This window comes from Streptomyces botrytidirepellens (assembly GCF_003721215.1).
In the GTDB taxonomy this organism is placed as follows: Bacteria; Actinomycetota; Actinomycetes; order Streptomycetales; family Streptomycetaceae; genus Streptomyces; species Streptomyces himastatinicus.
This window is the reverse complement of the sequence record NZ_RIBZ01000267.1, coordinates 15,683-27,131: the sequence shown is the minus strand read 5'-3', so window position 1 is coordinate 27,131 and position 11,449 is coordinate 15,683. Positions and strand designations below refer to the sequence as shown.

Sequence of the window (11,449 nt, the reverse complement as noted above, 5' to 3'; positions counted from 1 at the left end):
GCCCGACCGCTTCCACGCAGTCCTCACCCTGGCCAGCACACTCATCTGGCTCACACCATGATCGACAAGACGTCCCCTAGGGCGACCTGCCGAGCCTTCATGCCCTCGCTGCGGGCATCGACCGAGACCGTGACGCTGTGATCGTCGGCCTGACCTTGCTCTGGAGCTCAGGCGTGTCGAGGGCCACGTCAACGGGAACAAGATGCTGAAGCGTCACATGTTCGGCTGGGCCGACTCCCAACTCCTCCGGAAACAATTCTGATTGACATGACGAACCGTGACGACGTCACGGAAACTGAGCCAGAACCACTACTGCTCGATAAAGCCAGGGTGGGCTCCGGTGAGCAACAGGGCCCTGATTGCGGCGCGTTGGACGGGGTGGGCTATGCCCCGGCCGATGCGGTGCGCGACGTACGGGGTGAAGGGGCGGGTGGTGAGGCCGGGGCCAGGCAGCGTGTGGAGCGGGCCGGGCAGGTCGTGGAGGAGACCGGTCCACACGAAGGCGGCCTGCGCACCGCGCAGACCGCGCGGTGCGTGGGCGACATCGACCAGCGATCACCCGCAGAGCGAGCGGCTCCCGGGCTGTTGCCCTTGAAGCCCTGGCCCATGGCGATCTCATCGCCCACTACCGACCAGACGGTCTCGTCGTCCTGGAAGGGCAGCGGGTCAATGCTGCCCGTCTCCTCACGGATGCGATCGACCTCGCCGTCCAGGCACTCGAAGCCGGCTTCCTCCTCGTCCTCGTCGCCGCTGAAGGTCAACTCCTCGAGCAGGCGCTGGAGCCGGAAGGTGACCTGGACGAGGGAGGAGACGTCCGCGTGGAGTTCGACCACGGTCTCCTCGTCGGGGTCGAAGGCGTGTACCTTGCCGGATACTGGGTCGAGGGCGAGGTGCGCGTTGAGCACCCAGCCGATGACGGGCCAGTCACCCGCGCCCTCCGCAACGTCCTCGAAGTCCTCGATGCAGACGACGTCCTGGACGAGGGGCAGCAGGCCGTCGTCCTCGTCGGGCTGACGCAGCAGGAGCGTCCCCGTGGGGTCGCCGACGGTCTGCAGGAGGCGGGCGCCCTCGGTATCCTGTGCCGCTCGAAAAGTCATCGCCGCAGGTGAGCTGGATGCGGTCAGCCCGCTGGGATCATGTCCTCCGTGATCGTGTCCTTGCTGTACAAGGTGACCCGGAAGCTGCTGACTGTTCCATCGGTGCTCCTGTGCCGCTCGAAAAGTCATCGCCGCAGGTGAGCCGGGTGCGAGCAGTCCGCTGGGATCACGTCCTCCGTGATCGTGTCCTTGCTGTACAACGTGACCCGGAAACTGCTGAGCGTTCCATCAGTTCTCCCCCGTCGCGGGACGGCGAAGGACGCGGAACTGCTGGTGCTGCGGCACGAGAACGCGGTCCTGCGTCGCCAGCTGACCGGGCCGGTCCGCTACGAGCCCGCCGACCGGTTCTGGTTCGCCGCCCTGTCCGGACTCATACCCCGACGCCACTGGCGCGAGGTCTTCCCTGTCGCCCCCGGCACTCTGCTGGCCTGGCATCGCAGGTTCATCGCCGCGAAGTGGGATTACACCGCGCGCCGACGCACCGGACGCCCACCCACCCGGACAGAGATCAAGAAGCTCGTCCTACGGCTGGCCAGGGAGAACCCGAGATGGGGACACCGGCGGATCCAAGGGGAGTTGACCCGACTCGGGCATCGCATCGCCGCCTCGACGGTCTGGGAGATCCTCAACGCGGCCGGCATCGGCCCCGCGCCGCGTCGCTCGGGTCCCACCTGGCGCGAGTTCCTGACCGCGCAAGCCGAGGGGATCATCGCGGCAGACTTCTTTCACATCGACACCGCCCTCGGCAGGCGATTGTACGCGCTGGTGTTCCTCGAGCACGGCACCCGGCGGCTGCACATCACCGGGGTCACCGCCCGCCCGACCCGGGACTGGGCGGTGCAGCAGGCGAGGAATCTCACCGCCGACCTGGGCATACGCATAGGGTCCCTGCGCTTCTTGTTACGCGACCGCGATGGCAAGTACGGGGAGGCGTTCGACTCTGTCTTCCAGGCGGAGGAGATGGAGATCCTCAAAAGTGCGCCACAGGCTCCCCGTATGAACGCGCACTGCGAACGCATCATCAACAGCATCCGACGCGAAGCCCTCGACCACGTCCTCATTATGAACGAGACCCACGCCCACCACGTCCTCGCTGCCTACGAGCGGCACTACAACGAACACCGACCCCACCAGGCCCGCCATCAGCTACCACCCTGCGTCCACGAACAACCCGCCGCGGCGCCTGGCCTCAGCACCGGCAAAGTCCTGCGCACCCGGATCCTCGGCGGCCTCATCAACGAGTACAGATATGCAGCATGACATGCAGCGATGACTTTTCGAGCGGCACAGGACCCTGGCGGAGGTCGTCGACCATCTTGGTACCGGCGGGAAGACCGGGATCGTCGATGGCACCGAGATCCGGGTCCGTCGCCCGGCCGTCGGACGCAAGGACCGGGACAAGTTCATCTCCGGCAAGAGCAAGCAGAACGCCGTCAAGGCCATGGTCGTCACCGACGCGGACGGCCGCGTCCTGTTCTGCAGCCCGACCCGACCCGGAAGCTGCGCGGACATCACCCACGCCCGCCAGTCGGGGCTGGTCAAGCTCCTGGCCGACGGGCCCGCGGTCGAAGTCCTCGCGGATGCCGGCTACCAGGGCCTGGGCGCACAGACCGCAGGGCGCGTGGTGACGCCACCGCACCGCAAGTTCAAGAAGAACGCCCCCGCCTGGTATTCGGAGATGCACGAGCGACAGCGCAAGACGCACTCCTCCCGACGCATCCGGGTCGAGCACGGCATCGCCCACCTGAAGAACTGGCGGGCCCTCGCCCGTCACTTCGGCCGCCGCGAGCACACGAGTGACACCGTCCAGGCGGTCGCCGCCTTGCTGTCCCACCAGCAGACCGCAGACCTGATCCCGGCACGGCGGAAGTGAACACCGAGCCCCGCCGAAGCCCTCGACGCCTCACCGCCAACCGTGCACGAGCTCGTTAGTGACACCCAACAACGACCCCACAGAAGAAGAGAAGTAGCCGTGCCGACACGGGATAGGTCGTTAGCGCTCGTAGCGGCTAGGGAAGGGGAAGTAGTTCTCCAGGAAGGTGTGGAGTTCGGCGGTGACGCGGTCCTGTTCAGCCTCGGGCGTGTTGACATCGTTCAGGCAGAAGAAGTCGTAGCTGCGGGAACGGGCGAGTTCGGCGAGGGCGTCGGTGACGTTCGGCCCGGCCACGTCGATGTAGCGCAGCCTGTACTTGGCGGGCACGGCCCGGCCGGTGAGGTAGGCGTAGTGGTGGTGCAGGGAAGTGGTCATGGCGATGTCGGTGATCGACCGGAAGCGTGAGCGACTGGTGCGGGCGATGTCGTCGGCGAAGCGTTCCTCCAGCTCTTCCATGACCGTGCGCCGCTGGGGATGTGGGGTGTGCATGAACTTGTTGATGGTGAACCGTGCGTGGGTGTTCCGCAGCAGTGCGCGGACGTTCTTGCCCGCAGAGTTCGGCGCGGGGTCGTCGCCGTGTGGCGCTCCCAGCCCGAGTTGGAAAGGCGAGAAGGGGAGCTTGGCAATGCCGTTGCCGTGGAAGAAGTGTCCCGCACTCACAGGGCGGCCGAGAAAGACATCGTCATTGAGGTAGAGGTAGTGCTCCGACAGACCGGATATGTGGTGGAGCTGTGTCTCGATGGCGTGGGAGTTGAAGACCGGCAGCACGGCGGGGTCGGAGAAGATGTCTTTGTGATCCACGACCTGGATGCCGGGAGCGTCGGTGTTCAGCCAGGCGGGGGCCTGGCCGTCGGTGACGATGTGGATGTTCCGTATGAACGGGGCGTACATCTCCAGCGAGCGCAGGGAATACTTCAGCTCGTCGTGGCTGGTGTAGCGGGAGACACCGGTCTCGCGGGGATGGATGCTCGACGCCCCGCTGCCCCTGCCTCGGTGTGCCTCACGCCTGGCTCCGAGTTCGAGGTCCGCGCCGTCGACCCAGGTGTATACGACGTCGATGGGGAAGTCGACGGTGTCGATACGGGGCTGGAAGAGATCCGTGTAGGTGGGGTAGGCGCGGCCCTCGATGGTGCGGGAAGCCGGGATGCGCGCCTCCGTCGGCAGGGCGTCGGTGACGGCGTTGGGACGAGGTGCGACCAGGGCGTCTGCGGCGAGCACGGCTGTGGGTGCCTGGCTCCGCAGAGCGGCGATACGTTCGGCGCCCCGCTCGCCGTCGTCGAGCAACTTCTGTCCGTCGCGCCAGAATTCGACGTCGCAGCCGTAGGAGAGGTCCGCGAGTATCTGGTCCGCGGGTCCGACCAGGATCTCGCCGAATCGTATGGCGTCCCGGCGTTTGAGCGAGGTGGGCAGCGCTCCGTCCGCGTACAGGACGGCGTCGGCCGGCATCGGATCGCTGCCCGGTTCCATGGCGTACAGCGCGGTGGAGCCGTAGAGCTCGCGCAGTGTCTCCAGCAGACGCTTGCGGTCGGTGAGGCGCATGCCGATGACGTGGCGGGTGCGGGAGCGGCCGGGGACCAGGAAGTACGGGATGGCGGAGTGTTCGAGGGCATCGCCGATCAGGGCGAGGTTGTGGGCCGATGCCTCGTCGGCACGGAAGTGGTTCACGCGCCGGCCGTAGTACGCCCGCCCCTCGACGGTGACCGCCCGCAGCTCGGCGTCGGACTCGACAAGGGCCCGGCGACGCGCCTCGATGCGCTCCCGGCGTATTCGTCGCTCCGCTTCGGCTTCGGCCGCTCTGCGCTGCTCGGCGCGCTCTTCACGTAATCGCGCGGGCAGCATGCGTTCCCGCAGTGCCTCGATGCGTGACGGCATGTGCAGTCCTCTCTCAGTTGTGGGCCGCGATCCAGGTGAGGATCTTCTGCGGCATGCCGTCGACGTCGAGGAGGGCGCCACCGTGTGCACCGCTGTTCGCCACGTTCTCCACGGTGACCCCGTCCGCCGGCATGTCGTGAGCTGCCTCCTCGGCCTCTTCGAGGTCGAGGGAGTGCTGGACGGGGATGAAGTCTCCCTCGGAGTGGATCAGGTACATGGGGGCGTCGTTGGCACCGGACGCACGGTTCCTGACGACCATGTCCTTCCACGTGTCCCAGCAACTCGCGTGCAGGGACGTATCGGTGTCCGCGGAGTCGGGGAAGCAGCGGGCCAGAATCGTCGCGTTGTCACGAACCTTGCGTTCCTTGGCCGTGCTGTCGTCGTGGTTACCGTCGTTCCAGGCGCGGTAGGGCGACGCGACAGGGGAAAGCGCCACGACTCCGTTGACCCGTTCGGCGCCCGAGCCGTAAGTGGCGAGCGCAGTGGCGATCTGACCGCCCGCGGAAGAACCGAGGACCACAACACGGTCGGGATCGAGGTCGAATTTCGACGCATTCGACTTGATCCAGTCAATGGCCGAAATGGCGTCGTCGCGCTGGGCGGGCCATGCCGCGTCGAAATTCAGCCGATAGTCGACTGAAAAGGCAGCGTATCCCTTATCCGCGAAGAACCGGGACCAGGTGGCCCATCCGGAATCCTCGTACCAGTAGCCGCCGTGCAGGATGACGACGCCGGGTTGCGGGGTGCGTGAGGCGTTCCAGTAGGCGTCGATCTTCTGCCGAGCGTGTGCCCCGTAGGAGTAGCTGGATTCACTGCGCCCGACAGCCACGCTCTCGTGGCTGCCCCACGTCAGAAGGCTCGCGATCAGGACAGCGCAGACCGCAAGGCATGCCCAAAGGCGATTCACAGGTTTCCGTCCTCGTTTCCTGCCAAGCGCAGGCCTGTGGCGCCGAAGCGACCCAACTCGTCCCGTTTCGAGACGCATCCCCGGGTCGTCGGCGCAACGAAAAGACGAACAGCCTGCGAGTGCGAAGGAAAGAAACTATGGAGGATTTGCTGAGGCTTCGTCAACTACTCACCATCACACTGGTCCGACTTGACCGATATCACACGAAAAGAAGGGGATGCAGTATTTTATCTGCTTTGCCAATATTTCTCTTGGCTAAAGAGAACATGGTGTTGACATGTGAGCCACTACTCCCAGTAGGTTTGCCGCCGTTTGGCTCTGCCGCGACTCGGACGTCGCAGCCTCGCGCTGCGCCCAGCCGGCTGGGCTCTCCAGAGAACGCGACGGGTGGCTTGGGTGGGGGCTACGTGCGCCATGGCATGAGGACGTTCGGGCTGGCGGCGGTTGTCGCCGCGGTTTTCGCGGCGATCGGAGGGTTAGGGTCGCCGGTGCAGTCAGTGGCGGTGGCCACCACGTGCACCGGCGGAACCAGCGCAGATTTCAACGGGGACGGCACGACCGACACGGTCATCGCCGACCCCTTGGCCACCGTGAACGGTGCGGAACGCGCCGGGCTGGTCCGTGTCGTGCTGGGTGGCGGCAAGGGCACCTTCGAGATTTCCCAGGCCACCGCAGGCATGAATGCCACTCCTGAACGCGCGGACCAGTTCGGGTTCTCCCGCGCCTCCTACGACGTCGACGGCGACGGCTGTACCGACCTGGTGGTGAGTGCCCCGTATGAGGACGTGCCCAAGGGCGGCAGCGACCTCGTCGACGCGGGCGGCATCTGGGTCATTCATGGGACGCCCAACGGCATCGGCTCCGTAAGCACGATTGACAGCTACACCCAGGCACAGCTCGACGACTCGACGACGACCGAGGAGTACGACCGGTTCGGTTTCGCGCTGAAGGCGGGCGACACGTCAAACGACCAGCCGTATCTGCTCGTGGGTGTGCCAGGCGAGAACGTCACAGTGGGCGGCAAGGAGTACGCGGACGCGGGTTGCGTCCACTACGTCCGGGGCTCCACGAAGACCACAGTGAACCACGACGATCCAGGGGTTCCTGGAGTCGTCGAAGCTCACGACCGCTTCGGCTACTCTCTCGCGGCTACGACTCGGTACTTCGCCGTCGGCGCCCCGGGCGAGGGGATCGGCGACGAGGACTTCGCCGGCGCGGTGACGGTCTTCAACCACACCATCACCGACGGCGTTCCCACCCCTCTGGCCGGACTCGACCAGGGCCCGGCGGGCGAAGGGCTGGCAGGTGTGGCGGAGGCAGGCGACGGCTTCGGCACATCGATCTCCATGACGGGCTACCGCCCCGGCGACCAGACGTACAACTCGGACGCGCTGCTGGCGATCGGCACTCCGGGCGAGGACATCGGTAGCGCACCGGACGCGGGAAGCGCCACCGTGGTCCGGATCAAGCCGGACGGCACCTATACGGAGATTGCCACGATGGACGCGTCGGTCACGGATGTCGAGGGAGATCCGGCCCCCGGAGATTTCCTCGGGCAGCGGGTGACGATCGCCAACACCGACGCAGGCGTGGTCAGCAGTACCGGCACCATCCGGTTGGCCGTGGGTATTCCGGGCCGGGATGTCGGCTCGGCGCAGGACGCGGGAGCGGTACAGATCTTCCGCCCGTTGGACGCCGCCATCGGGGCGAAGGACAGGATCTTGACCCGCGCTTCGAGTGGCAGCGTGCTGCCCGGTACGGCCACGGCTCGAGACTACGCAGGCATCGCGCTGACATCGGGTTCGGCGAATCTGTATCTCGGCGTCCCTTACAGCAAGGCTCCCGACAGCCCTCGTGGGGTCCTCTATGTCGTCCCTTGGACGGATGTCGACGGCGGCACCAGCTCTGGCACCACCACATACAAGCCTGGCGCGGACGGTCTCCCTGACACGGGGACCTCGTTTGGAGTCGTGGGATGACCGGGAGTCGGCAACGGAACATGTGGGGGCGGGCCATCACCGTATTGACGGTGGTGCTGGTGGCCGCCGGGCTCAGCGTGCCGTCTCCTGTCGGCACCTCACCGCAGGCCGCCGCTGCCAGCAGGGCACAGGCAGCCGCGAACGGCACCGCGAACGCCCAGGCAAAGGCGGCCAAGACCGGGGAGAAGGTCGAGGTCCTGGCGCTGCGAGGCGAGCGCAGCACCACCGTCGCCAACCCCGACGGCACTTTCACCACCACTGAGTACGTCCAGCCCGTCCGCACCCGCAAGAGCGGGATGTGGACGGACATCGACACGACGCTCGTCAGGCGGGACAACGCCACCTACGCTCCCAAGGCGGCGCTGGCCTCGATGTCCTTCTCCGGTGGCGGCGGCACGACGCTCGCCGAGATCGAGAGGGACGGCCAATCCTTCTCACTCGACTGGCCCGGCACGTTGCCGAAGCCCCTCATCGACGGACCCACCGCCACGTACCCGGATGTTCTGCCCGGCGTCGACCTGAAGGTCACCGCCAGCGCCGAAGGCTTCTCGCATGTCCTGGTCGTGAAGAACGCCGAGGCTGCGGAGAACCCGGACCTCGCCGGGCTAGAACTCCCTGTGGACACCGGCTCCCTCACGCTGAGGAAGACCAAGGACGGCGGGCTGGAAGCGCGGGACGGCAGCAGTGGCGCCACCATCTTCGAGGCGCCCGCACCGATGATGTGGGATTCCCGTCCCAGCGCTCAAAGTTCCGCGGCCCCTTCAGCGTCCCCGGCCCCGTCGCCGTCCGGCTTGGGACCCGGCGACGCGGTGGCGCCGCCCGACGGAAGTCAGGTCGCCGACGTCACGGTGGAAGTGTCCGAGGACACGATGACCCTGAGACCGGATGCCGGGCTGCTCACAGGCGAGGACACGGTCTACCCCGTGTACATCGACCCCGTCGTGAGAACCTCGAACCGCACTGGCTGGACGATGGTCTCGTCCTACTACGCGTCGACGAAGTTCTGGAAGTTCGACGATGACGAAGGCGTGGGCCGCTGCCCGGCGGACGTCTCGTACCGCTGCACCAGCAACAGTGACGTCAAGCGCCAGTTCTTCGCCCTTCCGACGGGAACGTTCGAGGACAAGGACATCGTTTCGGCCGAGTTCGCGGTCACCATGGTGCACACCTACTCCGAGTCCGGCCGGGAAGTGCAGCTCGGCCGGGTCAACTCGACCGGCGCCAGCGCGATCAGCTCCTCCACGAGCTGGAACAACCAGCCCTCGCTGAAGGACGCCATCACCGCGCAGTCGCCGACCAATCCCGCGGGCTCGTGCACATCCACGAACCAGAATGTCCGCTTCAATGTGAAAGGCACGATACAGAAGGCCGCGGACAGCGGCTGGGACACCACGACCTTCCGGCTCAAGGCAGGCGACGAAGGGAACTACTCGTACTGGAAGCGTTTCTGTGGCAACGCACACCTCGAGGTGACCTACAACCGGCCACCGTTGCAGCCGGACCTCGACGACCTGAAGATGACACCGGGCGGTGCCTGCGAGTACGGCAATGCCGCTGAACACTACGTATCCGAGCCACCCAAACTGATCGCTGCTCTCAAGGACCTGGATCACGGGGACACGGGCAGTAACTCGGAGACCCTGAAGGCACAGTTCCACATCTTCTGGAGGGTCGGCAGCACGACGTACGACCGCTACGCCACGACAGCCCCCAAGAGCACCGTCGACATGTCGAGGAGCGGGCAAACGGGTGTGGCCTCGTTCTCGTACGTCGCGGGGACGGACCTCAGCGGCGACGGGGAGGCAGGGTTCACCGTTCCGCAGAACGTCACCATCGGCTGGGCCGTCCGTGGTTACGACGGCACCTCCTGGGGCCCGTGGAGCCTGGCCGGTGCCGGGACGCGCTGCGAGTTCATCTACGACGCCACAGCCCCCAAAGCGCCCGCAATCAGGTCGGCCCAGTATCCGAACGACGACGCGTGGCACGCCGGCGTCGGCGACTACGGCTCGTTCACCTTCGATTCGGCGTCGGCCGACGCGGTCCAGTACAAGTACCGCTTCAAGGGCAGCACATGGGTGACGGTGAAGCCGAATACCGCCGGCGGCCCGGCCACGGTCCGGTGGATGCCACCGGACGAAGGCCCCATGTACGTGGAGGCCAAAGCGGTGGACAACGCGGGCAACGCGCAGAAAACCCCCACGTCGTACGTCTTCCTCGTCAGTGACGGACGGGCCCCGGCAGCGGGCTGGACACTCGGCGACGCCAAGGGATCGACGTCCGCAGCCGGTATGAGTGGGGCGCCGGAGGCGATTCCAGGCTCCGGTGTGGCCTTCGGTGACGAGGGCCCCCTCGGGCCCACGGACACCGCGGTCAGCCTCGACGGCTCGGACAACGCCTACCTCGACGCCGGGAGGTCGGCTGTCGACACCAGCCGGACCTTTTCGGTGAGCGCCTGGGTGAACCTGCCCGAACGCCCCACCGACGACGTCACCATCGTCAGCCAGGACGGCACCGCCGAACCCGGCTTCGACTTGGGGTACGACGTGGACACCCAGTCCTGGACCTTCCGCACACCCGTCAGCGACCTGGAAACGATGGGCACGTGGAAGGTGTCCGGCGCAACCGCCGTTCCGGGCAGCTGGACCCACCTCATCGGGGTGTACAACAGCGAGCTCGGCACCCTCAGCCTGTTCGTCAATGGCGACCTGGTCGAGAAGGATGTCGAGAAGCGCCGTACCACCTGGAACGCCACGGGCGGTCTCCAGATCGGCCGCAAGCTGTCGTTGGATGGCTACACCGGCCACTTCAAGGGCAGGGTCGCTGATGTCAAGGTCCACGACCGCGTAGTGCCGGAGGCCGAGGGAGCGGAACTCGGCGGTGTCTCCGCAAGCCAGCTCGCGTACTGGCAGGTTGACAGCGCCACCGATGGCCTCACCCCGGAGACTGCTGGTGGCACGGGTCTGGCGCTCGGCGGCGGTGCGTCGGTCTTCCAGCCGGATGACTCCTGCGATCCGGAGGCGGACCCGGACTGCGTTCCCCCCGCCGAACCACTGTGGGGCGACGGTCACCTGGCCCTCAACGGCACCGACGCCTACGCCGCTCGCGCAGCCGGTCTCCTGGCCAAGGAGGACAGCTTCACACTCACCGCCCGCGCCCGCCTCGCCGGCGCCGGAGCGTCCAAGGACCAGACCGTCCTGTCGCTGGCGGGCACGAGCGGTAGCGCCGTCACCGTGAAGTACTCCGCCGCCGCCGACCGCTGGCAACTGGCCGTCACCAACAAGGACGCCGCGACCGCGACCACCACAGCGGCCACAGCAGGTGGCGTGCTGCCGAGCGGCGAAGGCGACGGTGACCACCTCGCAGTCGTCTACTCAGCGGTCTTCGGCGATGTCCTGCTGTACGTCAACGGCACCCGCGCCGCCCAGGCCCGGTGGGACAACGCGTGGGACTTCACCACTGTCTCGCTCCAGGTCGGCCGTAGCCTGACCGCCCGTGCCGCCTCGGCCTACTTCGCCGGCGCAGTCGATGAACTCCGGATATACCGCGGTGCGCTGGACGCGAGCACGGTGCCCACCGTGGCCGTACTGCCCGCCGGTTCGAGCATCGACGAGACCGTCACGTGACGGGCCTGCTGTTCCCCTCCCCTCTGACCACCTCTATGACGGAGTTGCCTTGCGCTCGCCTTTCCGGTCACGGCCGCGAAGACCCTTACGGCACACCG

6 protein-coding genes and 2 pseudogenes are annotated in these 11,449 nt (G+C 66.8%); 5 read left to right on the top strand and 3 right to left on the bottom strand.

What is annotated here, in order from left to right:
- Positions 1-83: 83 nt before the first annotated feature.
- A pseudogene (locus tag EEJ42_RS54695) lies at positions 84-262 on the top strand (ISL3 family transposase); the annotation flags it as partial.
- 301 nt (positions 263-563) lie between these two features.
- On the opposite strand, the pseudogene EEJ42_RS20950 reads toward EEJ42_RS54695, so the two are convergent.
- Positions 564-1,097: pseudogene (locus EEJ42_RS20950) on the bottom strand (SUKH-4 family immunity protein); the annotation flags it as partial.
- 177 nt (positions 1,098-1,274) lie between these two features.
- On the opposite strand from EEJ42_RS20950, the gene EEJ42_RS20940 reads away from it, so the two are divergent.
- Positions 1,275-2,357, top strand: coding sequence for an integrase core domain-containing protein (locus EEJ42_RS20940; RefSeq protein ID WP_123101759.1), 1,083 nt, complete (start codon positions 1,275-1,277; stop codon positions 2,355-2,357).
- A gap of 34 nt (positions 2,358-2,391) precedes the next feature.
- A complete protein-coding gene (locus EEJ42_RS20935; protein ID WP_123101757.1) occupies positions 2,392-2,970 on the top strand; it encodes a transposase family protein in 579 nt (192 codons plus the stop codon).
- A gap of 120 nt (positions 2,971-3,090) precedes the next feature.
- Here EEJ42_RS20935 and EEJ42_RS20930 read toward each other — a convergent pair whose 3' ends face one another.
- Positions 3,091-4,842 carry a stealth family protein gene (locus EEJ42_RS20930; protein ID WP_123101755.1) on the bottom strand — a complete coding sequence of 584 codons (1,752 nt, stop codon included), beginning with the start codon at positions 4,840-4,842 and terminating at the stop codon, positions 3,091-3,093.
- Between the two features lie 13 nt (positions 4,843-4,855).
- The gene (locus EEJ42_RS20925) at positions 4,856-5,671 is read right to left on the bottom strand and encodes an alpha/beta fold hydrolase (protein WP_246097089.1); all 816 of its coding nucleotides are present in this window, start codon (positions 5,669-5,671) and stop codon (positions 4,856-4,858) included.
- Positions 5,672-6,156: 485 nt separating this feature from the next.
- On the opposite strand from EEJ42_RS20925, the gene EEJ42_RS20920 reads away from it, so the two are divergent.
- Complete coding sequence (locus EEJ42_RS20920; RefSeq protein ID WP_246097088.1) at positions 6,157-7,728, top strand: VCBS repeat-containing protein; 1,572 nt, start codon at positions 6,157-6,159, stop codon at positions 7,726-7,728.
- Positions 7,725-11,351 (top strand): LamG-like jellyroll fold domain-containing protein, encoded by a 3,627-nt coding sequence (locus tag EEJ42_RS20915; protein ID WP_123101749.1) that lies wholly within the window; start codon positions 7,725-7,727, stop codon positions 11,349-11,351. Before EEJ42_RS20920 ends, EEJ42_RS20915 begins: the two co-directional genes overlap by 4 nt.
- Positions 11,352-11,449 lie beyond the last annotated feature (98 nt).